We start from the raw sequence: 24,746 nt of genomic DNA, 5'->3' as shown, positions 1-24,746 counted from the left end.
CCATGGACTACGTGACACAGATTATCGACCCACCGCCATCACGCACCCGCTTGCTGCTGGACGGCGTGCGGGCCTTGCGCAAGCCAGCGCTCGACGGTGCGCCTGTATTGCCCAAGGAACGCCTGGTGCGCTCGGCAGTGGAGTTATCCGCCGCTGGCATTGCCGCGTATGGCCGTGCCTGTGGTTTTCGCCGCGAGCAAGGCGTGCCGCTGTCTTATCCCCATGTGTTGGCGTTCCCGCTGCACCTGATGCTGTTGACCCGCCCGAGTTTCCCGTACCCGGCCAGCGGCATGGTGCACCTGGCGAATCGTATTCGTCAGCACCAACGCCTGCACGAAGGCCAGGCCTTGCGCCTGGAAGTGTATTGCGAGCGCTGGGTCGCGCATCCCAAGGGGCAGGCGTTGAGCATCGCGACCCGTGCCTACAGTGCTGGCACCCTGGTATGGGAGAGCGACAGCCTGTACCTGCGCCGGGATGTCAACGACCCGGTCGGCGAGCCCTGGGACGACGCGTTGCCGTTGCAGGAAGAAGGGTTGTTGCGCACTCAACGTTGGGTGCTGCCCGCCGACCTGGGCCGGCGCTTTGCCAAGGTCTCGGGGGATTTCAACCCGATCCACACGTCGGTGATCGGCGCGAAAATCTTCGGCTTTCGCCGTGCCATCGCCCACGGCATGTGGACCTTGGGCCGCGCCCTTGCCGCGCAGCAACCGCCCGGTGGGCTGGACCAGGCCGAGGCGCATTGCGATTTCAAGCTGCCGATCTTCCTGCCCGGCCAGGTCGCGCTGTGGAACCGTCCGGCAGCGGGCCCTTGCCGTGAGTTTGAAGTCCGCAATTTCGCAGGTGACAAGCCTCACATGCGTGGACTGTTCGTCTGGAAAGAGAGCCTTAAATGACTGATTACAGCTTCAACCGAGCTCCGGTTCGCCGCGTCGCGATTATCGGCGGTAACCGCCTCCCTTTTGCGCGCTCCAACACGGTGTACGCCCACGACAGCAACCAGGATCTGCTGGTCGCCGCCTTGCAGGGGCTGGTCGACCGCTACAACCTGCACGGCCAACGCCTGGGTGAGTTTGCCGCCGGGGCGGTGATCAAGCATTCGCGGGATTTCAACCTGGCGCGTGAGTCGCTGCTGTCCACCACCTTGTCCCCGGACACCCCAGCCTACGACGTGCAGCAAGCCTGTGGCACCGGCCTGGAAGCCGCATTGCTGGTGGCGAACAAGATCGCACTGGGCCAGATCGAGGTGGGCATTGCCGGGGGTTCCGACACCACCTCCGACGCCCCCATCGGCATCAACGAATCCCTGCGCCACACCTTGCTCGCGGCCAACCGCGCCAAGGGCATGGGTGACAAGCTGAAAGCGCTGCTCAAGGTTCGGCCGTCGATGTTTTTCAAGCCCTTGCTGCCCCGCAATGGTGAGCCGCGCACCGGCCTGTCCATGGGCGAACACTGCGAGGAAATGGCCAAGCGCTGGCAGATCAAGCGCCTGGCCCAGGATGAGCTGACACTCACCAGCCATCAGCGCCTGGATGCCGCTTACAAACGTGGCTTCTTCGACGACCTGATCAGCCCCCATCGCGGCCTGGCCCGGGACAATAACCTACGCGCTGACGCCAGCCTTGAGAAACTCGCCGGGCTGTCACCCGCTTACGACCGCCAGAACGGCACGCTCACCGCAGGCAACTCCACGCCGCTGACCGATGGCGCTTCGGTGGTGTTGCTGGCCAGCGAAGAATGGGCAGCCGAGCACGGCTGGCCAGTGCTGGCTTACCTGCGGACCGGCGAAACGGCAGCCGTGAACTTTGTCGACGGCACCGAAGGCCTGCTGATGGCCCCGGCCTACGCGGTGCCACGCATGCTCAAACGTGAAGGCCTGAGCTTTAATGACTTCGACTTTTTCGAGATCCACGAGGCCTTTGCCGCCCAGGTGTTGTGCACACTCAAGGCCTGGGAAGACGCCGATTATTGCCGCGAGCGTCTGGGCTTGGATGCGCCGCTGGGCCCCATTGACCGGGCGAAAATGAACGTCAACGGTGGCTCGCTGGGCTGCGGTCACCCGTTCGCCGCCACCGGAGGCCGGCAATTGGCAGCGCTAGCCAAGATCATCCATGAGAACGGCGGCGGGCGCGGCCTGATTTCCATCTGTGCGGCAGGCGGACTGGGCATTACCGCCATCGTCGAAAAGTAGCTCTATCAAAAACAACAACAAGGAGACTGCCATGAACGCTGTAAGCCTGGAACAAACCGAACGGATCTGGCTTGACGCTTACCTGCCTGGCGTCCCGGCGGATATCGATGCCGCGATTGAAGATTACCCATCGTTGCGCGAGGTGTTCCTCGAACACTTGGAGAAATTCCACGAGCGTGTGGCGTATGTGAGCATCGGCACCGAAATGACTTACGCCGACTGGCAGGTGCAAGGCATTGCGTTCGCCGCCTGGTTGCAGGGCCAGGGTGTGCAAAAGGGCGACCGCGTGGCGTTGATGATGCCCAACTGCTTGCAGTACCCGATCTGCCTGCTGGGTACGATCCTGGCCGGCGCGGTGGTGGTCAACGTCAACCCGCTGTACACCTCCCATGAACTCAAGCATTTGCTCAAGGACAGCGGCGCGCAGACCGTGGTGATCTTCGAAAACTTCGCGCATACCCTGGAAAAAGTCATTGCCGGCAGCAGCGTCAAGCGCGTGGTCATCGCGGCCATCGGCGACTTGCTCGGCACCTTCAAGGGCGCGGCGATGAACTTTATCCTGCGTAGCGTGCAAAAGCAGGTGCCGGCGTTCAATCTGCGCGGCTCGGTGCGGTTCAATCAGGCCTTGAAACAGGGGCGCGGGCTCAATCATTTTCCGGTGGAAATGCACCTCGACGACCTGGCTTTCCTGCAATACACCGGCGGCACCACCGGCGACGCTAAAGGCGTGATGCTCAGCCATCGCAACATCATCGCCAATCTGCTGCAGGCCAAGGCCTGGGTCGGTGACCAACTGGACCAGCAAAAGCAGGAAACCAACGTCACCTTGCTGCCGCTTTACCACATTTTTTCGCTGACGGTGAACTGCCTGATGTTCATGTGCCTGGGCGGGCGCAATATCTTGATTGCCAACCCGCGGGACGTGAAGCGGGTGCAGATGATCCTGCGCAAGGAGCGCTTCAACGGCATTGCCGGGGTCAACACGTTGTTTAATGGCTTGCTGGAAAACAAGGCGTTTTGCGCGCGGGACTTTTCCGACCTGCGCATGGTGATCGCGGGCGGCATGGCCACCCACACCGCCGTGGCCAAGCGTTGGAAGGAAGTCACCGGGCTGCCGATCATCGAAGGCTATGGCCTCACCGAGTGTTCGCCGGTGGTGAGCATCAGCCCGATCAATATTGCGCGCATGCGCGAGATGGAATTCACCGGCAGCATCGGCGTGCCATTGCCGTCGACCTGGGTGCGGTTTATCCGTGAAGACGGCGAGCTGGCCGAGATTGGCGAGCAGGGCGAACTACAGGTGCGCGGGCCGCAGGTGATGCAGGGCTACTGGAAACGCCCGGAAGCCACCGCCGAGGTGCTGGATGCCGAGGGGTGGCTGTCGACCGGCGATATCGGTGTGATGGACGAGCGTGGCTATATCCGTCTGGTGGATCGCAAGAAAGACATGATCCTGGTCTCGGGCTTCAACGTGTACCCCAATGAAATCGAAGACGTGGTGGCGTTGCACCCAGGGGTGGCGGAAGTGGCGGCGATTGGGGTGGAAGATGGCGTGACGGGGGAAAAGGTCAAGATCATCGTAGTGCGCAAGGACCCGAACCTGACGCAGGAGCAGATCCTGGTGCATTGCCGGGAGTATCTGACGGGGTACAAGGTGCCCAGGTATGTGGAGTTTCGGACCACCGAGTTGCCCAAGACCACCGTGGGAAAAGTCCTGCGCCGCGCCTTGCGCTGATTCGAAGGTTTAGGTGATCCAAATGTGAGCTGGCTTGCCTGCGATAGCGGTGTACCCGTTACACCGCCATCGCAGGCAAGCCAGCTCCCACAAAGTTCTGTGGTGGATTTTAGAGTGAGTTCACGGCTACCCAGCGTTCTTCCTTGGCCGCCAGGCGAATCGCCGTCGCCAAGCGCTCGACCTCCCATGCCGCCTCAAAGTCAGTGCCCTGCGCACCCTGGCCAGCCACAGCCAGAATCAACTCCTGCACCTCCAGCGTCTTCAACTCGTTGTACCCCAACTGGTGCCCCGCAGCCGGGCTGAACGCCGCATAGCCGGGCAGGGCGGGACCGGCCAACAGACGCTGGAAACCCTCCTGGCCGACACGGCATACGCGCAGTTCATTCAAGCGCTCCTGATCGAACGCCAGCGTGCCTTTCGTCCCGCTGATCTCGAAGCTCAGGTGATTCTTGTACCCATGCTTGAGCCAACTGCTGCTGACCGTGCCGCGCGCGCCGTTGGCGAACCGCAGCAGGGCATGCACCTGGTCATCCACGGCGATGGATTTCAAGTCGGTGCTGTCTTTGACGGCAGGGCGCCGGGCGTGGACGGTCTGGGTATCGGCGCACACGCTGACGACATCCCCCACCAGATAGCGCGCCATCGACAGCAGATGGCTGCCCAAATCCGCCAGCGCGCCGCCGGCATGTTCCACTTCGCAGCGCCACGACCAAGGGGACGTCGGGTCGGCCATAAAGTCTTCGCTGAATTCACCCTGGAAGCTGATGATTTCGCCCAGCTCGCCATTGGCAATCATCTGCCGGGCCAAGGTGATCATCGGGTTGTGCTGATAGTTGTAGCCGACCCGCGTGACCACGCCAGCCGCACGGGCGGCGCGGCGCATGGCGTCGGCCTGCTCCAGGCTGACCGCCAGGGGTTTTTCGCAGTAAACCGCCTTGCCTGCCGCGATGGCGGCCATGGCCATGGGGTAGTGCAAATGGTTGGGGGTGGTGATGGCCACTACATCGACCCTGGAATCATTGATCAGCGTCTGCCAGTCGCCGTGGGCCTCGGCAAATCCCCACGCCGTGGCGCAGCGCTGTGCGCGTTCGGTATCGGCGTCGGCCAGTGCAGCCAGTTTGAGGGTAACTGGCAATTCGAATACCGCGCGGGCGTTATTGAATGCCAGGGCATGGGCGCGGCCCATGAAGCCTGTGCCGATCAAGCCGATTCCGAGTTCGCGCATTGCCGTGGTCCTTTGCATTATTGTTTTGAGAGGGGGTATTAATGGAATAAAAATTCTCTAAATTCAATAGATGGAATAAAAATTCATTAGGCTGCCGAAGATCACCCCAGCGAATGCAGCTATATTCAGGCCATGGGGAAACGGCGTCAGTTAACAAAAGATAACGTAGCGCCGATTGTCAGACGATTCGAAAGCCCGATAGGATGGCCCCTGCTTCCTCCAGGCGCTCTAGATTGCAGGTTTCAAGGCCCCGGAAGGCAGGCGATAACAATAATAAATGGGAGAAAGGTCTATGAGTGAGCCTGTCATGGGTTGGGTTGTTTGCCGCCCACGCGCCGCACGCAAGGTTGCGTTGTTGGCCACAGCGCTCTCGTTGCTGGTCGGTGGTGTGTTGTCCACGTCCGCACTGGCAGCCAGCGATACCACCGCAACACCTGCGTTTGCGATTGAATCCCCCAAGGCCGCCAAAGGCCTGATGATCGACGTGGTCCATGCCGGCAAGCGCCTGGTGGCCGTCGGTGATCGCGGGCATATCCTCTATTCCGACGACCAGGGCAGCACCTGGACCCAAGCCAAAGTCCCCACCCGGCAACTGCTCACGGCGGTGTTTTTTGTCGATGAAAAGCAGGGCTGGGCGGTGGGCCATGATGCGCAAATTCTCGCCAGTTCCGATGGCGGTGCCACCTGGACTCAGCAATACCAAGACCTCAAGCGCGAAGCCCCGTTGCTCGACGTGTGGTTCAACGACGCCAGCCACGGCCTGGCCGTCGGCGCCTACGGTGCGTTGATCGAAACCACTGACGGCGGCAAAACCTGGAACGACGTCAGTGACCGCCTGGACAACGAAGACCAGTTCCACCTCAACGCCATCGCCCATATCAAGGACGCCGGCCTATTCATCGTTGGTGAGCAAGGCAGCATGTTCCGCTCCAGCGACGACGGCCAGACCTGGGAAAAACTCGAAGGCCCTTATGAGGGCTCGCTGTTTGGCGTAATCAGCACCGCCCAGCCGCAGACCCTGCTGGCTTATGGCTTGCGCGGCAACCTTTACCGCTCCACGGATTTCGGCAGCACCTGGGAACAAGTTGAGCTGAACGCGGCGCGGGGAGCGCTGGAGTTTGGTTTGTCGGGCGCGACTTTGCTGGATGACGGTTCCATCGTTGTCGTCGGCAACGGTGGCAGCGTGGTGGTCAGTCATGACGATGGGGCGACCTTCAGCGTGTTCAATCGTCCGGACCGTATTTCGCTGTCGGCCGTCACGGCGGCAGGCAACGGCAACTTGATTCTGGCCGGGCAGGGTGGCGTTCGTGTTGCCATGCCCACCGGCGCTGAACCGACAAAACAATAAGAAGGCGGGCAAAGAATGAGCAGTCATCACAACGATAAAGCGACCTTTCTTGAGCGCCTGATCTTCAACAACCGCCCGGCAGTGATCGTCATCTGCCTGCTGGTGAGTATTTTCCTGTTCTGGCAGGCGACGTTGATTCGCCCGTCCACCAGCTTTGAAAAGATGATCCCCCTCAAGCATCCCTTCATCGAGAAGATGATGGAGCACCGCAACGACCTGGCCAACCTGGGCAACACGGTGCGCATTTCGGTGGAGGCCAAGGACGGGGACATCTTTACAAAGGAGTACATGGAGACCCTGCGCCAGATCAACGACGAAGTGTTCTACATCTCCGGCGTCGACCGTTCGGGCCTCAAGTCGCTGTGGAGCCCCAGCGTACGCTGGACCGAAGTGACCGAAGAAGGCTTTGCCGGTGGTGAAGTGATTCCGCAGAGCTACAACGGCTCGCCGCAAAGCCTTGATCAACTGCGCAACAACGTGCTCAAGTCCGGCCAGGTCGGGCGCCTGGTAGCCAACGATTTCAAATCAAGCATTGTCGATATCCCGCTGCTGGAGTCTTACCCGGATCCGCAGGACCAAGGCAAGTTGCTGGCCCTTGACTACCGCAAGTTCTCCCATGAACTCGAAGACAAGATTCGCGACAAGTTCGAAGCGCAGAACCCTAACGTCAAGATCCACATCGTCGGTTTCGCCAAGAAGGTCGGTGACCTGATCGATGGCCTGGTGATGGTGGTGCTGTTCTTTGGCATCGCGTTCGTTATCACGCTGATTCTGCTGCTGTGGTTCACCAACTGCCTGCGCAGCACCGTTGCGGTGTTGAGCACGACATTGGTGGCGGTGGTCTGGCAGCTCGGGTTGATGCACTTTTTCGGTTTCGGCCTTGATCCGTATTCGATGCTGGTGCCGTTCCTGATCTTCGCCATTGGTATTTCCCACGGTGTGCAGAAGATCAACGGTATCGCCCTGCAATCCAGTGAAGCGGACAACGCGCTGACCGCCGCCCGCCGTACCTTCCGGCAACTGTTTCTGCCAGGGATGATCGCGATCCTCGCCGACGCGGTGGGCTTCATCACGCTGCTGATCATCGACATTGGCGTGATCCGTGAACTGGCCATCGGCGCGTCCATCGGCGTGGCGGTGATCGTGTTCACCAACCTGATCCTGCTGCCGGTGGCGATTTCCTATGCTGGCATCAGCCAGCGCGCCATCGCCAGGAGCAAAAAGGACGCGCACCGCGACCACCCGTTCTGGCGCCTGCTGTCGAAATTCGCCAGCGCCAAAGTGGCGCCGGTCTCGATCCTGCTCGCGCTGGTCGCCTTCGGCGGCGGCCTCTGGTACAGCCAGAACCTGAAGATCGGTGACCTGGACCAAGGCGCGCCGGAACTGCGCCCGGACTCGCGCTACAACAAAGACAACAATTTCATCATCAGCAACTACTCCACCAGTTCCGACGTATTGGTGGTGATGGTCAAGACCAAGGCCGAAGGCTGCTCGCGCTATGAAGCCATGGCGCCCATCGACCAGTTGATGTGGAAGATGCAGAACACCGAGGGCGTGCAGTCGGCGATCTCGCTGGTGACCGTGTCCAAGCAGATGATCAAGGGCATGAACGAGGGCAACCTGAAATGGGAAACCCTGTCGCGCAACCCGGATGTGCTGAACAACTCCATCGCCCGTGCCGATGGCCTGTACAACAACAACTGCTCCCTGGCGCCCGTGCTGGTGTTCCTCAACGACCACAAGGCCGAAACCCTCGACCGCGCGGTGCATGCGGTGCAGGACTTCGCCAAGGAAAACAACAAGGATGGCCTGGAATTCATTCTCGCGGCGGGTAATGCCGGGATCGAGGCAGCGACTAACGAGGTGATCAAGGAATCGGAGCTGACCATCTTGATCCTGGTGTACCTGTGCGTGGCGACCATGTGCATGATCACCTTCCGCTCCTGGGCGGCGACCCTGTGCATCGTGCTGCCGCTGGTGCTGACCTCGGTGCTCGGCAACGCGCTGATGGCGTTCATGGGTATCGGCGTCAAGGTCGCGACCTTGCCGGTAGTGGCCTTGGGCGTAGGGATTGGCGTGGACTACGGCATCTACATCTACAGCCGCCTGGAAAGCTTCCTGCGTGCCGGCCTGCCGCTGCAAGAGGCGTACTACCAGACGCTCAAATCCACCGGTAAAGCCGTACTGTTCACCGGTTTGTGCCTGGCGATTGGCGTGTGCACCTGGATCTTCTCGGCCATCAAGTTCCAGGCCGACATGGGCTTGATGCTGACCTTCATGCTCCTGTGGAACATGTTTGGTGCGCTGTGGCTGCTGCCGGCGCTGGCGCGGTTCCTGATCAAACCGGAGAAGTTGGCGGGGCAGAAGGGCAATTCTTTGTTCGCTCACTGACCGATATAGACCATTGCCGCAAGGCACTGCGGGGGAATTGACCTATCATGTGTCTTTTCCCCCCGCAGTGACTTCACATCATGACCGACGCAGCACCCAACCTGAGCACCGACCTGAAAGACAGCGACATGCTGATCATCAACGGGCTGCACGCCTTCGACTTCACGTTCGATCATCACTTGCAGATCGAAAGCATGGACGGCCGGGAACTCAAGCGTTGGACGTTCAGTCCAGATCAACTGAACGCCGCCACCTTTGATAGCAGCTTGCAAAGCTGGCTCTTGAGCAACGAAGACGGTGAACACCGTCTGGTCTGCCTGAGTGCGATCAAGGGCGACAACAACAACGACGAGGATGAAGCGGATGATGCGTAAATTCTGGCCCCTGCTGATGGCCGGCAGTGTAGGCGCGATGTCGGTGCAGGCCGCGCCGGCCGACACCTATGAACTGTTGGTGGGCAGCTACACCGCTGGCACCAGCGAAGGCATCTACCGCCTGCAATTCGACAGCCGTACCGGCACGTTCCAGGGCGCGCCGGTGTTGGCGGCCAAGGCCGCGAACCCGTCGTGGCTGACGGTTTCCAAGGACCAGAAGCACCTGTTTGTGGTCAACGAAAACGGGCCGGGCCAACAGGATGCGGTAGGCCGCGTGAGCAGCTACAGCATTGATCCGCAGAATCATCAGCTGACCTTGATCAACCAGGTCCAGAGCCTGGGCAACGAGCCCACCCATTCCAGCGTGGCCGCCGATGGGCGCTACCTGTTTGTGGCCAACTACTCGGTAGTGGAAGACCCGGGCGGAAGCCTGGCGGTGCTGCCGGTGGATGCCGAGGGTAAGCTGTCAGCCCCGGTGCAACTGAGCGGCCACCCGGCCAGCCGCGTTAACCCGGAGCGCCAGGCGTCCAACCATGTGCATTCGGTGGTGTCGTCGCCGGATGGCAAATACGTGTTCGTGCAGGACCTGGGCGCGGACAAGGTGTTTGCCTATCACTACGATCCCAAGGCCAATCATGAACTGCCATTGACCCCGGCCACTCCGGCCTCGGTGCAACTGCCGCCGGGCAGCGGTCCGCGTCACTTGTTGTTCAGCGCTGATGGCAAACATGCCTGGCTGACCACCGAGATGAGCGCGCAGGTCGCGGTGTTTGACTACAAAGATGGCCAGCTGACCCAGACGCAACTGGTGGACTTCGCCGCCGGGAAACCGGTACCGGACAAGGCTGGCGCTGCGTTGCACGCGTCCAGTGATGGCAAATTCCTCTACGTGAGCAACCGTGGCACGGCCAATCAGTTGCTGGTGTTCAGCATCGACCCGGCTACCGCGCACCTCAAGGAACTGCAACGCCGTTCCGTGGAAGGCGACCACCCGCGCGAGTTCAGCCTGGACCCGAGCGGCAAGTTTTTGCTGATCGCCAACCAGAAAAGTAACGAAATCGTGGTGGTTGAACGCGACCCCAACACCGGTCTGCTGGGTAAAACCGTGCAGAAACTGGCGATCGACGCCCCCAGTGACCTCAAATTCCTGGTGCGTCAATAAGCCAGCAGGCCCCGCACTGCGGGGCCTGACCCGGTGTATTAATTCTATTAATAGCGGCTACTGTTTCAAAGCATTTCTAAGGTTCAACCCTCGGGCGTAAGTTGGGTTCCAAGGCCTTCCCAGGCCACCCAACCAAACGAACACAAGGGTTACCGACATGAACTTGAATCTCTTCTCCATCATTGCCGCTTCCGCTGTTTCCGCCACTGTCGCCCTGCCAGCGGCGGCCAGCGTGGAAGTTTCCGGCAAAAAATCCAGCACCAGCGCCTACACCCAGAAATACCTGCAACAAAGTGCCAACTTCTACGCCGCACTGGATCACAAGACTCAGCAATAACCTGCACAAAAGCAGACGCCAAACCACTGGAACGAAGCCTGGCTCGTTCGAGTGGTTTGGCGTTTGTGCATCTGCAGAATAAAAATGATTGATATCACATTGCCATGTGTTTAAATTTGACGCTCAAATATTGACGCATTTATTCCTGGAATCGACAGCATGGCACTCCGACTCGCCGCACTCATCCTGGTTCTCTACTCCGCCCCCATCCTGTCCTCCGTACAAGGGGTGGACGGTGAGCCGGAGATTGCCCGTGAGCGGTTGCTTAACCTGGTTGAAGGCTAAGCCGAATGGGCGCTTTGTAGTGAGCGGGCTTGTCCCGCGCTGGGCTGCGAAGCGGCCCCAAAACCAGGCGCCGAGGAATACCTGACACCGTGCGGCGTTTTCGATGGGGCCGCTTCGCAGCCCAGCGCGGGGCAAGCCCGCTCACTACAGAGCCCTGTCGGGTCAGGTCTTTGCCATCACGGCAATGAACAGCGGCGATTGCAGGAAGCGCTCCAGCCACTGCTGTAACCGGGGATACGGTGCACCGGCAAACCATTCCCGATCCACATGGGCGAACTGACGCACAAACGGCGCCAGGGCCATGTCTGCCAGGCTTGGGTGATCGGCGAATAAGTACTCGCGATTCGCCAATAATCCCTCAAGTGTGCGCAAGAACACCTCGCCCTCGGCCCGATAATGTTCCATCGGTTGTTCCGGGTAGCGTTCGGCATACTTGTATCGATTCAAGTGATACTTGAAGCCCACATCGTTCTCGGCAATCAACGCCAATACCGCCGGGTCACCCTGCAGCAGCCAATCATCCGGGTCGTGCTGCGCCAGCGCCCACTGCATGATCGCCAGGCTTTCATCGATCACCACGCCATTCACACTCAACACCGGCACCGTGCCTTTGGGTGACAGCGCCAGCATTTCGGCCGGCTTGGCCTTGAGGCTCACTTCGATAATGCGCACGGGCACGCCGCAATAGCGCAACGCCAGGCGCGCACGCATCGCATACGGGCAGCGTCGAAACGAATACAGCAGCGCCTCACTCACTTGACCTCCAGGGTGCTCAAGCCATTGCCCTGGCGCTTGACCTGGATCTGCACCGGAATGCGCTCGTGCATTTCCTGCACGTGGGAGATCACCGCCACTTTGCGGCCCTGGGCCTGCAAACCGTCCAGGGCGTCCATCGCCAATTGCAGCGACTCGGGGTCGAGGCTGCCGAAACCTTCGTCGATAAACAGCGACTCGATCTTCAACGTGCTGGAGGCCATCGACGCCAGGCCCAAGGCCAACGCCAGCGACACCAGGAAGGTTTCACCACCCGACAACGAATGCACCGAGCGCAGTTCATCGCCCATTTCCGTGTCCATGACCAACAGGCCCAGCATGCTGCCGCCGCGCTTGAGACGGTAGCGGCGTACCAATTGGCGCAGTTGCACGTTGGCGTGGTGCACCAGCAGGTCGAGGTTGTAGGCCTGGGCGATCTTGCGGAAGGTGTCGCCGGTGGCTGAGCCGATCAGCGCATTCAGGCGTGCCCAGCGTTGCCATTCGTCATAGGCCTTGGCGATCTGTTCGGCGAAGGCCTGATTGGCATCCTGGCGGCGCTGGTCTTCGGACTGGCGCGCGCGCAATTCGGCGCAGGTTTTTTCTCCCTCAGCCAACTGTTGGTTGAGCGTAGCCAACGCGCTGTCCAGTGCTTCGGCTTCAAGGTTGCCGTTGTGCAGGGCTTGGTGCTCGGCCAGGCGTTGCTCGCGTTCTTGCAGCAGGACCTTGGCTTGTTCAACGGCTTTTTCGCTGTGCTGCAACTGCTGGCGCAATTGGCTGACCTGGGCGTCATCGTAGGCCAGCAAGCGGTTGAGGCCATCGTTATCGAGCTCCGGGTGCCGGGCTCGCCACTCGCCGAGGCGTGTGTCCAGCGATTGCTGTTCGGCCTGTAAGGCTTGCTGGCGCTCCTGCTGGGCCTTGAGATCGGCGGCCAACTGGATCAATGCGTTGTGGATCTCTTGCAACTGCTTGTTGGCGTCGGTTTCACTCTGGCGTGATTGGGTCACGGCCTGATCCAACTGCTGTTGCCAGTGTTCGGCACTGCCGTGCTCGCCAAGCAACGCGCCGAGTTTTTCCTGAGCTGCTTGTTGCTGGGCGGCCAACTCGTTGACCTGCTGATTCAGCGCATCGAGTTGCTGCTGGCGGTGCTGCTGATGCGTCTGTTCTTTCTCGATCGCTTGTTGGCGTTCTTGTTGCTCGGCCAGCTCATCACGTTGATGGCCGAGCTGTTCAAGGCGCTGGCTGACCTGTTGGTCCAGCTGCATGAAGGTTGCGGCCGGCTCGGCACGCAAACCGTCCAGGGTGTCGGCGGGCAACAGGCTGGCGAAGGCATTCAGTTCCTGCTCAAGACGTTCGCGGTCGCTGGCCAGCTCGCGTTGCTGATCCACCAGCAATTGACGGGCCTGCTGGCTCGCTTCCTGGGCGGCTTGCAGTTGTTGCTGCAGACGCCCGGCGTTTTGTTGCAGGTTGAGCAGGGCACCTTGGCGTTGTTCGTCCTGGGCGATGCTCTGGGTCAGTTGACTCAACTGTTGATCAAGCCAGGCGCTGCGTTTGGCCTCATCCTGGTTGAACAGCGCGGCCGACAGTGGGTGCGCATCCAGGCTGGGCTTGAGTGCTTGTTGTTGCGTCGCCAGTTGCTCCTGCTGTTGCAGGTATTCCTTTTGCTGGGCGATCAAACCGCCGACTTCGCCGCGCAGCTCGGTGAGCTTTTCCTTGAGGGTGTCGACGGCTTTCTGCGCCGTGGCTTCCTCGTTTTCGTCATGGCGACCTAGGCTCTGCAGCAGCGCTTCGGGCTGGTGGTACGGGTGTTCGTGGCTGCCGCACACCGGGCAGGGCTGGTCGTCCTGCAACTGCTCGCGCAATTCTTCGACACTGGCACTGCGGGCCAGGCGCTGGCGCTCAAGCAGTTGCTTGGTCACCGTCAGGGTTTGTTCGGCAACGGTCAGCTCCGCCTTGGTTTGCAGGCCGGTCTGGTTCAGTTGCTCGCGTTGCTGTTGGGCGTCGGCAAGCTTCTGCGTCAGTACGTTGGCCTGCTGGTCCAGCTGCTGCTGGCTGTCCCACAGGCGCGTCAGGTCTTCAAAGGCGCGTTGCTGTTTGCGATTGTCTTGCAGCAGGCTGGCCAGCAACTGGATTTGCTCGGCCACGGCATGCGGCTCGGCACCGGCCTCCTGATACAGCAGGTCCAGAGCCTCGCGTTGTCCGGTGAACTGTTCGGCTGCGCGGGCCGCGCGTTGTTCCAATTGCGGCAGTTCGGCCTGGCCTTTGTTCAGGCGATTGCCTATCAACATCAGCTGTTGCAAGCGATCGCGGTAGGCGGTCCAGGCGTCGCTCAAGGGGGCGAGGGCGGCGCTGCGATCAAGTTCGGTGGCCAGGCGTTGGAGGCGTTCGGCGACTTGGCTTTGCTTTTCCAGCAGACCGTTAAGCCGGGCCTGGCCTTCGGTGCAGGCGTGTTCGTGCTGCTGTTTGTCCTCGGCGCGCTTGGCCAGCGCTTTGGTCAAGTGGGCGAGGGTGCTCTGCTCTTCAAACGCTTGGCGCAGCAAAGGCACGGCATCGGCCTGGTTTTTCAGCGCCTCGGCCAACGCGGTTTGCGCGGTGGCTTGCTGTTGCTCGGCCTGCGTCTGGCGACTATGCAGTTGGCCCTGTTGTTCGATATGCAACTGAATCTGCACGGCCAACGGGGCAAGCACGCTGTTGAGTTCGGCTTGGCGGGCGAACTGATGACGTTGCGGCGCCAATTGCTCCAGGCGACTCAGGTCCTGGCGTTGCGGGCCCTGAGCATCCCAATCAGCCTGTGCCCGTTGCAGCTGTTCGGTGGCGGCGAGCTGGCGCTCCTGCCATTCGCGCAGTTCCTTGAGCCAGGTGTGTTGCAGCTCCAACTGCTTGAGTTGGGCCTGTTGGTTCTTGAGCTGGGCGTTTGCGGCGTCGAATTGCTGATCCAGTTCGGCACGTGCTTCAGGGGCCAGGGGCACCACGCCGGTGGCTTGGTCCTGCAACTGCTTGTGCGCGTCCCTGGCGTCTTTGGCCTTGTCGAAGGCGCGTCGGCCAAGCTGGGTGTAGAGGGCCGTGTCGGTGAGCTTTTCGAGCAGTTCGCTGCGCTCGTTATCGTTGGCCTTGAGGAAGGCACTGAACTCGCTTTGCGCCAGCAATACGGCGCGGGTGAACTGCTCGAAGTTCAGGCCCAGGGCCAGTTCCAACTGGGTCTTGTATTCGGTTTTCTGGCTGGCCAGCAGTTGGTCGCTGTCCAGGTCGATCAGGCTCTGGCGGCTGTTCTGCAACTTGCCGCTGGCCTTGTCGCGGGCGCGGTTGGCTTCCCAGCGCGCACGGTAGCGACGGCCGCTGACGCCGACAAAATCCACTTCGGCATAACCACCCCCGGTGCCGCGACGAATCAAGGTGCGCGGGTCGCCAATGGAAATATCGCTGTCGGCATCCGGCATCTTCGCCTGGCCGGTATCGCCCAGGCGCGGCACAGCGCCGAACAGCGCCAGGCACAACGCATCCAGCAGGGTGCTTTTACCGGCGCCGGTCGGCCCGGTAATCGCGAACAAACCCGCGCTGGCCAGCGGCTCTGCGGTGAAGTCGATCTCGAACGGGCCCGCCAGGGAGGCGAGGTTTTTCAGGCGGATGGCGAGGATCTTCATGGCTGTTGCTCCTCCTGTTGCACTTCCTGGAGCAGCACAGCGAAATCCTTCAAGGTCTGTTCATCCACTTCACTGCCGTAACTGTCCTGCCAGGCGCGGCTGAACAATTCCTGGGGCGTGAGCTGGTCGAGTTCGATCAGGCGGTCTTCGTCCGTGTTGTCGCTGCCGCGCTTACCGGCGTACTCGGCGGCGATGCGCACCAGGCGCACGGCTTTGCCTTGCAGGGCGGTTTCGATTTGCTGGCGCAGGTCGGGTTGCGGCTCGTCCAGGCGCACGCGCACTTCCAGCCAGGGATGGCGCTGGGTTTCAGCGAGCAGGTCGACGTCCGGCAACTCGGCCAGGGCCTTGAGGATATCCGCCAGCGGCGCAGCCTCCAGGCGTTGCAGGTCAACCGAACGCGGGATCAGCAGTGGTTCGACACTCACCAGGCATTGGCCCTGGAACGTCACGTCGAGGATCTGGTGTTTGTAGCCGATTTCGGAAAATGACAACGGAATCGGCGAGCCGCTATAGCGAATCCGCTCTTCGCCATTGACCTTTTGCGGCTTGTGCAAATGGCCGAGGGCGACATAGCCGACACTTTTATCGAACAGGCTGGCCGGCAGCGCCTCGGCATTGCCGATGATCAGGCTGCGCTCGGAGTCTTCCGACACCGAGCCTCCGGCCATGTGCGCATGGCTGATGGCAATCAGCGCCTGGCCTTTTTTACGCTTGGCGTTGGCGGCGGCGATCAGCCATTCATGCACTTGGCCGATACCGCGCAGGTAGTCGTCACCCAGGTGTGCACCGGTGACTTCCGCCGGGCGCAGGAATGGCAAGGCCAGGCACCAGCCGGCAATCTTGCCCTTGGCATCCGGCAGAGGGATCAGCAGGCGTTCGGCATCCAGTTGGCCGTCATCCAGCCACAGCACGCGACCGAGCGCATGGGTGCGCAGGCGACGCATCAGTGGTGCGGGCAGTTCGATGCGCGAGCCGGAGTCGTGGTTGCCGGCGATCATCACGATGGTCAGCTTGGGGGTTTGCTCGTGGGCGCTGATGATGAAGTCATACAGCCGTTCCTGTGCCTTGAGCGGCGGGTTGACCGTGTCGAATATATCGCCGGCGATGAGCAGCACATCCGGGCGCTGGGCGTTGAGTTGGCCCAGCAGCCACTCGAGGAAACAGGCGTGTTCGAAGTCGCGTTCCTGGCCGTGGAGGTTTTGGCCAAGGTGCCAGTCGGAAGTGTGGAACAGACGCAAGGCGAACTCCGTGAATAAACAGAAAAGTGAATAGCCGCCATGAACAGAGAAGGGCGGTGAAAAGGAAGGGAGTTTACCTGTAATGCGAACCCGGTGCCTGCGGGCGAAGGAGATCAACTGTGGGAGCTGAGCTTGCCTGCGATGGCGGTGTGTCAGTCAAAAATGAGCTGACTGATCCACCGCCATCGCAGCATAAGTATCTACATATCTTTATTCCCCCCCCCCCCAGGCGTAGCAGCTGTCGAGCCCCTGCGAGGCTGCGTCAGCGGTGTGTCAGACAGGCCGCAAACGCAGCCTCGCTGGGGCTCGACAGCTGCTACGCACTATCACAGTGAAAATGTGTAGATACCTTTGGCCATCGCAGGCAAGCCCGCTCCCACATTTTGATTTGTGTGGCGTCAGGGATGTTGCCGTTACTTGGGATACAACGGCGGCAGGCTGGTGGTGTCGGCGGCCGGATCCAGCTCACGCTCAGCCACCGGGATGGCCTTCACCGCACGCCACAGGTCTTCACCCAGCCAATAATGGCCGCCCTCGCTGTAGAGCGCGCCGTTCAACCCATCCAACGCGTCCGACAGCGGTACAAACCGCGCGGCCATGTCCGCCAGGGTTTCCGGCTGTTGCCGGGCCCAGGCGTCGAGGGCTTGGCGGGTGGCCTGGGGGTCGTTGGCCTGGGTGGCGCGCTTGAGGTCGTCGAGCAGGGTTCGCGGGCTCGGGCCGGTTTGCGCGGCGCGCAGTACGGCGGGCTGCCGGCGCGCGCGCCACCACAGGCCAAAACCGAGCAAGGTGGTGCACGCGAGGAGCAGGGTGCTGAGTTGCCACAGCCATAGGTGGTTGTCGTCGGGGGCGGTGATGACGGTAGGCGTGGCGGGCGCGTCAACCACCAGGCTCGGGTTGATCGCCACTTGCAGGGTGCGGGCCGGCAGGCTGGTGCGCTCAAGGTGATCTTCGTGGGTGTTCCACCACACCACTTCAACGGCGGGCAGTTCCAGTGCACCTGCGCGGGTGGGCACCAGGGCTTCGCGGTCTTCGCGGCTGCCGATCAGGCCGCGGTCGCTGGTCTGGTTGCCGAGCACCGGTTGGTCCGGGTAGCGGCGCAGGCCGTTGATCTCGGTGCTGGGCAGCGCCGGCAGTTGCGCGCTGGACAGGCCTTCGGCCTTGACCGTGAGGCTGCGGGTCAGGGAGTCGCCGACCTGCACATGCTCAGGCTCCGGGTTCCAGCTTTCGCTCAGGGTCAGGCTGCGCGCCGGTAGCCAGGGCGTATCGGCGGGGTACAGCGCCGGCTTGGGCTTGACCACCAGCGGCAGCTCCGCCGAGCTGACGTGGATCAGCTTGCCGGGCTTGGTACCTTGCAGCGTGTTCTCCTGCGGCGGGCGCGACTCCACCAGCGTCGCGCTGAACGTCTGCGCCGGAATCGCCAATGTGCCGCTGTGCTGCGGGTAAATCGCGTAGCGGGTTTCGATCACGCCGTGGCGAATGCTGTTGATCACCTTCTCGTAGGTGCGTGACTCGCCCAATTGCTCGACGCGTGCGTCGGCAATCTGCAACGGCGTGAGGCTGCTGTCGTCATACAGCGACACCGAGTGGTACACGCGCACGGTCAACAGCGCCTGGGCCTGGACGTAGACACTGGTCTGGTCAAGATTGGCCTCGACAAACACCGGCGCCAGTTCGGCGGCTGTGTTCTGGCTGGCGGTTTCTACCACTTGCAGGCTGATCGGCTGGGTCTTGTACTCGCCTACTTGCAGGGGCGGGATGAGCACCGTGCCGTTTTCCTTGGGCAGCAGCGTGATGATCCAGCGTGTGGTGGCGTGGTTATCGCCGCCCAGCGTGGTGAGTTGGTTGATCTGCCGCGTACCGCTGACTTCGAACTGCGCATCCAGCGGCGACAGGTCGGGTTTGCCGAACTGCGTTACATCGCTGGACTCTACCGTGAGCTCCACCGTTTCCCCGGAATTGAGGCGGCTGCGGTCGACGCTGGCGGTCAGGCTCGCCGCCTGGGCGTGGCCTGCCGAGAGTGCGAGCAGGAACAGTAGGGTGGTGCGGCGGCTCATCGAGTCTTGTCCTGATGTTGTTGCTGTTCGTACCAGAATTTGCGGCGCAGCAGTTCGCCGGGGTTGTCCGGGATCTCCCGCAGCCATTGCTCCAGGGCCTGGCGACGTTCACCGTCGAGGCTGGCGTCGGCAGGAAGCAGCGGCGGGGTAGTGGTTTGTTCGTCGCCCAGTTCGCTGCCCGGCACTTCATTGCCTGGGGCGCGCGGCGTATTACCGGCCTGGGTGTCGCCGGTGCCGGCTTCCCCCTGGCCTTGGGATGACTGCTCGCCACCCGTGGTGCTTTGCCCATTCGCGCCCGGTTGCGCAGTTTGGCCGGGTTGGGTGGTTTCGTCATCCTCGTTATCGGCTGGCTTATCGGGTTCGGACGGCTCTTTTTCCTGCATCAGGGTTTCCACCAGCGCTTTGTTTTTCAGGGCCGGTTGCAAGTCGGGTTGTGCTTCAAGGGCCTGTTCGTAGGCGTCGATGGCGGCCTCCAGCTCACCGGACTTGGCCAGGGCGTTACCCCGATTGTAGTGGGCGTAGGCGTCATTGCCCTCGGCGAAACGCTTGATGGCCTCGGCATAGTTGCCGGCTTCGTAGAGCGCTACGCCCTGCCACTGCGGGTCTTCGAAGTGTTCGGCGGCTTCGGCGGGGCGTTTCTTCTTCAGCAGGTATTGGCCTTGTTGGTCGGGACGCAGCCACAGGTCCTGCAAACCGAAGGCATAGCTGGGTTGCGGCGCGCTCAACAGCAGCAGGGGCAGGCAGAACAACCAGCCACGCCGACCGGCGCAGGCAGCGAGCAGCAACAGCGGCAGGAGCAGCCAGTAACCCTGGTCTGCCCAGGTGTCGAGGTGCAGCAGTTGACCGTCGTTGCGCAAGGTGTGTGGCGGGTCCAGTACACCGAGTTGGCGCAGGTCCTTGTCGTCCAGGCGGGCGGCGCGGTAGCGACCGCCCATTTCGCTGGCGAAGGCCTTGAGCGTCGGGCTGTCCAGGCGTGGCACCAGGATCGCGCCTTGTTCGTCCTTGAGAAACTCGCCACTTTCCTGAGTCACCGGGGTGCCTTCCCGGCTGCCGATACCGAGGATCGACAGGGTCGGCGCCTGGCTACTTTGCAGCAGCAGCCGAATGCCCTGGCGTTCCTGTTTGGACAGCGAAGAGCCAATCAGCACCAGACGACCCTGGCCGAGGCCGCCTTGTTTGAGCAGGCCCAGGGCTTTCTCGACTGCCAGGTCGGCGCGGTGTCCGGGCTCCGGCATGATTGACGGGCGCAGGGCTTCGAGCAGGTTGCGGCTGGTGCCCAGGTCGTCTGACAGCGGCACCAGGGTGTGGGCGCTGCCGGCGTAAACGACGATGGCCGTCTGCGCATCGGTGCGTGCCTGCAATAGGTCATACAGCTTGCGCCGCGCCTGTTCCAGGCGGTTGGGCGGGCTGTCGGTGGCAAGCATTTCCGGGGTCAGCTCCAGCAGCACCACCAAAGGATCGGAGGGTTTCTGGCTGGACTGCTCAACCCTTTGCCAACTGGGCCCAAGCAGCGCGAGCACGGCCAAGAGCCAGGCAATGCCGAGCACCACCCATGGCGATTTGCTTTCGCGCCCGTTGCCACCACTGAGCAACACGGCGTGGAAGGCCGGCGGCAGGATCATCTGCCAACGCCCGGCGCGCTTTTGCCGATGCCACAGGTGCCAGAGCAACCAGCCGAGCAATGGCAGGAGCAACAGCGACCAAGGGCGGAACCAGTGCGGCCACAGGTCGATCATCGACGCCTCCGCAATCGCAGGCGTTTGAGGCGCTGGCGCCATTCCGGGTGCTGTTGCAGGAAAATCCCCTTGCTCGACAATTTGGTGAACCACCGATGCAAGGCGTTGTTCGGCCAGCGTTCCTGGATCACCAGCAACATGCTCAGCACCAACGCCAAGGCCAGCGGCGCGCTGTACAGGGCCAGGGCCGGGCGCGCCTGGGTGGGTTGCTGTTCAACGGGTTCGAGCTTGTCGAGCGTTGCCTTGATCGCTTGCAGCTCTTCGCCATCACGGGCGCGGAAGTACTGGCCGCCCGTAGCCTCGGCGATGGCCTTGAGTGCCGGTTCGTCGAGGTCCAGGCTCGGGTTGACGCCGAGGATACCCAAGGAACCGGTTTGTTCCGGGTCTGCGCCGATGCCGATCGGGTAGATCTTCACACCTTCTTCAGCAGCGAGGCGCGCGGCGGTCAGTGGGTCGATCTGCCCGGCGTTGTTGGCGCCGTCGGTGACCAGGATCAGTACACGGCTCTGCGCCGGGCGCTGACGCAGGCGTTTCAAGGCCAGGCCAATGGCATCGCCAATTGCGGTGTTCTTGCCGGCAATGCCGATGCGCGCTTCATCCAGCCAGGTGCGCACGGTGCGGCGGTCAAAGGTCAGCGGTGCTTGCAGGTAGGCCTGGCTGCCGAACAGGATCAGGCCGACGCGGTCACCTTCACGGCCTTCAAGAAAGTCGCCGAGCAAGTGTTTGACCAGGCTCAAGCGGCTGACGTCCTCGTCTTGCCAGTTCATATCGGGGAAGTCCATGGAGCCGGACACGTCCACCGCCACCAGAAGGTCGCGGCCACTGGCGGCAATCGGCAGCGGCTCGCCAAGCCATTCCGGGCGGGCAGCGGCGGTTAACAACAGCAGCCACAGCACCACAAAGGGCGCTTGCTGGCGCCAGCCGGGCAGGTTGACGCGGGCGCGGCGGCGAGCCAGGCCCTCAAGGTCGCTGAGGTAGCTGACTTTTAACGCCGGCTCGCCGCTGTCGGCTGCCGGCAACACAAGCCGCATCAGCCAGGGCAAGGGCAGCAGGGCGAAGATCCACGGCCAGGCGAACTCAAACATGTTTGCGAATCCAGGTGTCGACGGCTTGGGTCAGGCCGGCGATGGCCTTGTCGTCGAGTTTGCATTCGGGTTTGTAGGCGCCTTCTACCAACACCATCCAGCGTGTGAGGCCCGCGGCGGGGCAGCGGTTGTCGAGGAACGCCAGCCATTTTCGGCCGTTGAGGGTATGGCTCTGGCTGTAGGGATAGTCGTTGCGGCACAGGCGTTTGAGCAGGCCGTTGAGTTGCTGCAACCACGCGCCGGCCGGGGCCCCGTCGTAAGGTTTGGGCATCAGCGCCAGTTCCGCGAGGGCGGCGATGCGCAATGGGTCCAGCGGTTGCTCGGCGCGGGCGATGGGGCGACGGGTTGGCAGAAAGCGTCGCAGTGACCAAAGCCCCCAGCCGAGCAGTGGAATCACCAGCAGCAACAACCACCAGCCCGGCGCAGGCGGCCAAAAGCCGATGGCTGGCGGGGCGATCAGCGGTTGCAGTTGGTCAAGGCTGCTCATTGTTTTTTAACCGGACGTTGCGGGTTGAGGTACTCGCGCAGTTGCTCGACCATTTCGCTCTGGGTGCTCAAGGGCATCAATAAGATGCGCAGCTTCTGGGCGAGCAGCTCCCAGCGGGCGATGCGTGCTTCGGCTTGGGCCTTGTAGGCCTGGCGCAAATCGACGTTCAGCGTATCCAGTTCCAGCTGGGCACCGCGTTCGGCGAAACGCAGCAGCCCGGCGGCGGGCAGAGCGTGGTCCAGCGGATCGGAGATGGGCAACAGCAGCAGGTCGCAGTGCCGCGACAACAGGCTCAATTGCTGCTCGGCACCTTCGGTGAGCGCGCGTTCATCGCAGATCACAATCACCAGGCTGCCGGGGCGCAGCACTTCGCGGCCACGGCGCAGGGCCATGCCCAGGGCATCAGCCTCGGGGCGGCTTTCGGTGTTCAGGCTCTGGTTGACGCGCACCAACCGGTTGAGCAGTTGCAGCAGACTTTGTTTGCTGCGGCGCGGCTTGATTTCGTAGTGCTCGCTATCGCCGAACACCAGCCCACCCACGCGGTCGTTATGCCCCAGCGCCGCCCAGCCGATCAGGCTGGCCGCCTGGGCCGCCAGCACCGATTTGAACATTTGCCCTGAGCCGAAAAACAGCCGGCAGCTTTGCTCGACCATGATGAAGATCGGCCGCTCGCGTTCTTCGTGGAACAGCTTGGTGTGCGGTTCCTGGGTGCGCGCGGTCACGCGCCAGTCGATGGTGCGCACATCGTCGCCGGCCTGGTACACGCGCACCTGGTCGAAGTCGACACCGCGCCCCCGCAGCTTGGAGTGGTGCAGGCCGATCAGCGGGCTGCGCTGGCTCGGCGTGGAAAACAGCTGCACTTCGCGCACACGGTGGCGCATCTCGATCAATTCGCTGAGCGTGACGCGGATTCCATCGCTGGCGTTCATGGGTTTCAAGCGACGGCAACGACGTCAAGAATGCGTTGCACCACGCGGTCCTGGTCAATGCCGGCGGCTTCGGCCTCGAACGACAGAATGATGCGATGGCGCAGCACGTCGAACAGCACCGCCTGGATATCTTCCGGGCTGACGAAGTCGCGACCGGCCAGCCAGGCATGGGCGCGGGCGCAGCGGTCGAGGGCGATGGAGCCGCGTGGGCTGGCGCCATAGGCGATCCACTCGGCCATCTCCGGGTCGAACTTGGCTGGAGTGCGCGTGGCCATCACCAGTTGCACCAGGTATTCCTCCACTGCATCGGCCATGTACAAACCGAGGATTTCCTTGCGCGCGGCGAAGATCGCCTGTTGGCTGACGCGGCGCTCAGGCTTGGTTTCGCCGTTCAGCGCTTCGCCACGCGCTTGTTGCAGGATGCGTCGTTCGACTGCGGCGTCGGGGAAGCCGATCTTGACGTGCATCAGGAAGCGGTCGAGCTGGGCTTCGGGCAGCGGGTAGGTGCCTTCCTGCTCAATGGGGTTTTGCGTGGCCATCACCAGGAACAGCGGCGACAGGTCATAGGTGCTGCGTCCGACGCTGACCTGGCGCTCGGCCATGGCTTCCAGCAACGCCGATTGCACCTTGGCCGGTGCGCGGTTGATTTCGTCGGCCAGCACCAGGTTGTGGAAGATCGGCCCCTGTTGGAACACGAAACTACCGGTTTCCGGGCGATAGATCTCGGTGCCAGTGATGTCGGCTGGCAATAGGTCGGGGGTGAACTGGATTCGATGGAACTGCGCTTCTATGCCTTCGGCCAGCTCTTTGATGGCCTTGGTCTTGGCCAAGCCCGGCGCGCCTTCTACCAGCATATGGCCGTCGGCGAGCAAGGCGATCAGCAGGCGATCGATGAGTTTTTCCTGGCCGAGAATCTGCGTAGAAAGAAAGGTTCGCAGCGCAAGCAGCGCTTCACGATGTTCCATCGATGACGGTTCCTGGAGAGATGAGCCTGAGTGCCGTGAAAAAAGCGTCGGGCTTGGGGGGCTTACTTTAATGCATGGCAGGGGGTGGCGACTAACGGCGTGACGGGTATTTTTCGGAAAACTTGTAGGAATTTTGTGTGTGGCGCACCAATTCTGTTGAGCACACCGTTCATGTGGGAGCTGGCTTGCCTGCGATGCAGGCGACTCGGTGTGTCAGCCAGACCGGGTTGATGCCATCGCACCATTGGTATCTACCTATCAGGAGCGAGCCCTCTGCGTAGCAGCTGTCGAGCCCCGGCGAGGCTGCGTTTGCGGCTTGTCTGACACACCGCTGACGCAGCCTCGCCGGGGCTCGACAGCTGCTACGCACGTTCACTTTGAAGATGTGTAGAGGGTTACGACCAGCTCCCACAGTTGATCGTTGGTGCAGTTTAAATTCGGGTGAAAGTGCCGGTGCCTTTGAGGATGTTCTGCAGGGTTTCTTCAACTTCGGCCATGTCCGACGCGGCCGTGGCATGGGTGATCTGCAGCTGATCCTTACCACCCAGCGCGTCGGCATCGCCGGCGGCGACTTCTACCAGCACGGTCGTCTCACTCAGCGTGACCTTCAACCCATCCAGGGTCGACGGCTCGTAATCCCAGGTCAGTTCGACTTCGTCTTCATCGGGGTAACGGGTGAGCATGAACATCTCGCCGTTCTTGCCGTGGCAGCAGAGCATGGCCATGTTGTCTTCTTCGTCGTCGCACGGGGTGACCATCAGGGCGTCGGTTTTCAGCTGCAGCATGGGGAATCCTGTCTGGGGTAGGGCGTGATGG

The 24,746-nt window shown here is 61.9% G+C and carries 20 protein-coding genes; 9 read left to right on the top strand and 11 right to left on the bottom strand.

Going from position 1 to position 24,746, the window contains the following annotated elements; genetic code table 11:
• The first annotated feature begins 2 nt into the window (after positions 1-2).
• Genes AB4O35_RS22070 through AB4O35_RS22060 form a run of 3 tightly spaced genes read left to right on the top strand, consistent with a single transcriptional unit; the run spans position 3 to position 3,923 of the window.
• Complete coding sequence (locus AB4O35_RS22070; RefSeq protein WP_065871997.1) at positions 3-893, top strand: MaoC/PaaZ C-terminal domain-containing protein; 891 nt, start codon at positions 3-5, stop codon at positions 891-893.
• The gene (locus tag AB4O35_RS22065; RefSeq protein WP_065890866.1) at positions 890-2,188 is read left to right on the top strand and encodes an acetyl-CoA C-acetyltransferase; all 1,299 of its coding nucleotides are present in this window, start codon (positions 890-892) and stop codon (positions 2,186-2,188) included. The genes AB4O35_RS22070 and AB4O35_RS22065 overlap by 4 nt, the downstream gene beginning before the upstream one ends.
• 31 nt (positions 2,189-2,219) lie before the next feature.
• Positions 2,220-3,923, top strand: coding sequence for an AMP-binding protein (locus tag AB4O35_RS22060; RefSeq protein ID WP_065908842.1), 1,704 nt, complete (start codon positions 2,220-2,222; stop codon positions 3,921-3,923).
• A 109-nt stretch (positions 3,924-4,032) separates the two neighbouring features.
• Here the strand turns inward: AB4O35_RS22060 and AB4O35_RS22055 are convergent, their stop codons facing one another.
• Complete coding sequence (locus tag AB4O35_RS22055) at positions 4,033-5,148, bottom strand: Gfo/Idh/MocA family protein (protein WP_220074211.1); 1,116 nt, start codon at positions 5,146-5,148, stop codon at positions 4,033-4,035.
• A gap of 307 nt (positions 5,149-5,455) precedes the next feature.
• Between AB4O35_RS22055 and AB4O35_RS22050 the strand changes: the two genes are divergently transcribed.
• From AB4O35_RS22050 to AB4O35_RS22025, 6 genes are all read left to right on the top strand, one after another.
• Positions 5,456-6,496: a WD40/YVTN/BNR-like repeat-containing protein gene (locus tag AB4O35_RS22050; protein ID WP_175402979.1), complete on the top strand. Its 1,041-nt coding sequence runs from the start codon at positions 5,456-5,458 to the stop codon at positions 6,494-6,496.
• A 15-nt stretch (positions 6,497-6,511) separates the two neighbouring features.
• Positions 6,512-8,887, top strand: a complete 2,376-nt coding sequence (locus AB4O35_RS22045) for an efflux RND transporter permease subunit (protein WP_065890870.1) — start codon at positions 6,512-6,514, stop codon at positions 8,885-8,887.
• 80 nt (positions 8,888-8,967) lie between these two features.
• A complete protein-coding gene (locus tag AB4O35_RS22040) occupies positions 8,968-9,261 on the top strand; it encodes a DUF5629 family protein (protein ID WP_065871991.1) in 294 nt (97 codons plus the stop codon).
• On the top strand, positions 9,251-10,423 hold the full coding sequence (locus AB4O35_RS22035) for a lactonase family protein (protein WP_065880709.1): 1,173 nt from the start codon (positions 9,251-9,253) through the stop codon (positions 10,421-10,423). The genes AB4O35_RS22040 and AB4O35_RS22035 overlap by 11 nt, the downstream gene beginning before the upstream one ends.
• A gap of 157 nt (positions 10,424-10,580) precedes the next feature.
• Positions 10,581-10,760, top strand: coding sequence for a hypothetical protein (locus AB4O35_RS22030; RefSeq protein ID WP_016980181.1), 180 nt, complete (start codon positions 10,581-10,583; stop codon positions 10,758-10,760).
• A gap of 159 nt (positions 10,761-10,919) precedes the next feature.
• Positions 10,920-11,045 (top strand): hypothetical protein, encoded by a 126-nt coding sequence (locus AB4O35_RS22025; RefSeq protein WP_256530428.1) that lies wholly within the window; start codon positions 10,920-10,922, stop codon positions 11,043-11,045.
• A 162-nt stretch (positions 11,046-11,207) separates the two neighbouring features.
• Here AB4O35_RS22025 and AB4O35_RS22020 read toward each other — a convergent pair whose 3' ends face one another.
• The 10 genes from AB4O35_RS22020 to AB4O35_RS21975 all read right to left on the bottom strand — a co-directional run bounded on the left by AB4O35_RS22020 (position 11,208) and on the right by AB4O35_RS21975 (position 24,715).
• Entirely contained in the window at positions 11,208-11,801 is a 594-nt protein-coding gene (locus tag AB4O35_RS22020; protein WP_065880710.1) for a glutathione S-transferase, read from the bottom strand.
• The gene (locus AB4O35_RS22015; RefSeq protein WP_065945348.1) at positions 11,798-15,436 is read right to left on the bottom strand and encodes an AAA family ATPase; all 3,639 of its coding nucleotides are present in this window, start codon (positions 15,434-15,436) and stop codon (positions 11,798-11,800) included. Before AB4O35_RS22015 ends, AB4O35_RS22020 begins: the two co-directional genes overlap by 4 nt.
• Positions 15,433-16,674 carry an exonuclease SbcCD subunit D C-terminal domain-containing protein gene (locus tag AB4O35_RS22010; protein WP_065945349.1) on the bottom strand — a complete coding sequence of 414 codons (1,242 nt, stop codon included), beginning with the start codon at positions 16,672-16,674 and terminating at the stop codon, positions 15,433-15,435. Before AB4O35_RS22010 ends, AB4O35_RS22015 begins: the two co-directional genes overlap by 4 nt.
• 413 nt (positions 16,675-17,087) lie before the next feature.
• Positions 17,088-18,728: a BatD family protein gene (locus AB4O35_RS22005; RefSeq protein WP_460149284.1), complete on the bottom strand. Its 1,641-nt coding sequence runs from the start codon at positions 18,726-18,728 to the stop codon at positions 17,088-17,090.
• Positions 18,725-20,464: a tetratricopeptide repeat protein gene (locus tag AB4O35_RS22000; protein ID WP_065945418.1), complete on the bottom strand. Its 1,740-nt coding sequence runs from the start codon at positions 20,462-20,464 to the stop codon at positions 18,725-18,727. The genes AB4O35_RS22005 and AB4O35_RS22000 overlap by 4 nt, the downstream gene beginning before the upstream one ends.
• Positions 20,461-21,549 carry a vWA domain-containing protein gene (locus AB4O35_RS21995; RefSeq protein ID WP_065872840.1) on the bottom strand — a complete coding sequence of 363 codons (1,089 nt, stop codon included), beginning with the start codon at positions 21,547-21,549 and terminating at the stop codon, positions 20,461-20,463. The genes AB4O35_RS22000 and AB4O35_RS21995 overlap by 4 nt, the downstream gene beginning before the upstream one ends.
• Complete coding sequence (locus AB4O35_RS21990) at positions 21,542-22,036, bottom strand: DUF4381 domain-containing protein (RefSeq protein WP_028616472.1); 495 nt, start codon at positions 22,034-22,036, stop codon at positions 21,542-21,544. The genes AB4O35_RS21995 and AB4O35_RS21990 overlap by 8 nt, the downstream gene beginning before the upstream one ends.
• Positions 22,033-22,965: a DUF58 domain-containing protein gene (locus AB4O35_RS21985; protein WP_065880657.1), complete on the bottom strand. Its 933-nt coding sequence runs from the start codon at positions 22,963-22,965 to the stop codon at positions 22,033-22,035. Before AB4O35_RS21985 ends, AB4O35_RS21990 begins: the two co-directional genes overlap by 4 nt.
• Positions 22,966-22,970: 5 nt before the next feature.
• Entirely contained in the window at positions 22,971-23,930 is a 960-nt protein-coding gene (locus tag AB4O35_RS21980) for an AAA family ATPase (RefSeq protein WP_003174327.1), read from the bottom strand.
• A gap of 431 nt (positions 23,931-24,361) precedes the next feature.
• Positions 24,362-24,715, bottom strand: a complete 354-nt coding sequence (locus tag AB4O35_RS21975) for a hypothetical protein (protein WP_065872842.1) — start codon at positions 24,713-24,715, stop codon at positions 24,362-24,364.
• Between the last annotated feature and the right edge of the window lie 31 nt (positions 24,716-24,746).

The organism is Pseudomonas sp. H1_A03 (assembly GCF_054685145.1).
This window is presented reverse-complemented; position numbering and strand designations above follow the sequence as displayed.

Coding starts and splice junctions, on each gene's coding strand:
- AB4O35_RS21975 (WP_065872842.1), bottom strand. CDS start 24,715: ATGCTGCAGCTGAAAACCGACGCCCTGATGGTCACCCCGTGCGACGAC.
- AB4O35_RS21980 (WP_003174327.1), bottom strand. CDS start 23,930: ATGGAACATCGTGAAGCGCTGCTTGCGCTGCGAACCTTTCTTTCTACG.
- AB4O35_RS22040 (WP_065871991.1), top strand. CDS start 8,968: ATGACCGACGCAGCACCCAACCTGAGCACCGACCTGAAAGACAGCGAC.
- AB4O35_RS21990 (WP_028616472.1), bottom strand. CDS start 22,036: ATGAGCAGCCTTGACCAACTGCAACCGCTGATCGCCCCGCCAGCCATC.
- AB4O35_RS22000 (WP_065945418.1), bottom strand. CDS start 20,464: ATGATCGACCTGTGGCCGCACTGGTTCCGCCCTTGGTCGCTGTTGCTC.
- AB4O35_RS22015 (WP_065945348.1), bottom strand. CDS start 15,436: ATGAAGATCCTCGCCATCCGCCTGAAAAACCTCGCCTCCCTGGCGGGC.
- AB4O35_RS22005 (WP_460149284.1), bottom strand. CDS start 18,728: ATGAGCCGCCGCACCACCCTACTGTTCCTGCTCGCACTCTCGGCAGGC.
- AB4O35_RS22065 (WP_065890866.1), top strand. CDS start 890: ATGACTGATTACAGCTTCAACCGAGCTCCGGTTCGCCGCGTCGCGATT.
- AB4O35_RS22060 (WP_065908842.1), top strand. CDS start 2,220: ATGAACGCTGTAAGCCTGGAACAAACCGAACGGATCTGGCTTGACGCT.
- AB4O35_RS22025 (WP_256530428.1), top strand. CDS start 10,920: ATGGCACTCCGACTCGCCGCACTCATCCTGGTTCTCTACTCCGCCCCC.
- AB4O35_RS22055 (WP_220074211.1), bottom strand. CDS start 5,148: ATGCGCGAACTCGGAATCGGCTTGATCGGCACAGGCTTCATGGGCCGC.
- AB4O35_RS22050 (WP_175402979.1), top strand. CDS start 5,456: ATGGGTTGGGTTGTTTGCCGCCCACGCGCCGCACGCAAGGTTGCGTTG.
- AB4O35_RS21995 (WP_065872840.1), bottom strand. CDS start 21,549: ATGTTTGAGTTCGCCTGGCCGTGGATCTTCGCCCTGCTGCCCTTGCCC.
- AB4O35_RS22070 (WP_065871997.1), top strand. CDS start 3: ATGGACTACGTGACACAGATTATCGACCCACCGCCATCACGCACCCGC.
- AB4O35_RS21985 (WP_065880657.1), bottom strand. CDS start 22,965: ATGAACGCCAGCGATGGAATCCGCGTCACGCTCAGCGAATTGATCGAG.
- AB4O35_RS22030 (WP_016980181.1), top strand. CDS start 10,581: ATGAACTTGAATCTCTTCTCCATCATTGCCGCTTCCGCTGTTTCCGCC.
- AB4O35_RS22035 (WP_065880709.1), top strand. CDS start 9,251: ATGATGCGTAAATTCTGGCCCCTGCTGATGGCCGGCAGTGTAGGCGCG.
- AB4O35_RS22045 (WP_065890870.1), top strand. CDS start 6,512: ATGAGCAGTCATCACAACGATAAAGCGACCTTTCTTGAGCGCCTGATC.